The organism is Neobacillus bataviensis LMG 21833, from assembly GCF_000307875.1.
Classification (GTDB): Bacteria; Bacillota; Bacilli; order Bacillales; family Cytobacillaceae; genus Neobacillus; species Neobacillus bataviensis.
Genome location: NZ_AJLS01000173.1, coordinates 1 through 535, shown reverse-complemented (window position 1 = coordinate 535; position 535 = coordinate 1). Strand labels below are relative to the sequence as shown.

Below are 535 nucleotides of genomic sequence, written 5' to 3'. Positions count from 1 at the left end.
TAGGTTTAAAACTTTGCAACAGAACCGTATCAAGTCATGGCTAAATAATCAACTAGCAATTCGGGTATAAAACATATTTGATACTATTAACAAAAAAAAGTGATAAAATAATATCATTATGAATAGCAGAATATTCCAACACAATACATTTACGACACTCTCTATCGGCTTTTACAAAGGTACAATTACCCTCAAAGAAGCACTAACACACGGCAAAGTCGGTATCGGTACGCTTGATACGGCAAATGGCGAGGTGACAATCATTGATGGCATCGCCTATCACGGTGACTCAGAAAATCAAGTCAGATTAGTTGAAGAAAATGAAACGATGCCTTATGTGGCAATGGTTGAACATCAACCCATCGTTAAATTTACTGACAACTCTGTCAGTAACTCAGAAGATTTTCTGTCAGCGCTGACTAAGCGTTTTCCAACGGCAAATACTGCTTATACGATTGTCATGACCGGTCAATTTAAAGAAGTGACCGTCAGTAGCAAGCCCGCCAATAACACTCGTCCTTATGATGAAATTATG

General features: G+C 38.1%; 1 protein-coding gene. It reads left to right on the top strand.

What is annotated here, in order from left to right; genetic code table 11:
* Positions 1 to 118: 118 nt before the first annotated feature.
* A partial coding sequence (locus BABA_RS24445; protein ID WP_007087954.1) for an acetolactate decarboxylase occupies positions 119 to 535 on the top strand: 417 nt, incomplete at its 3' end.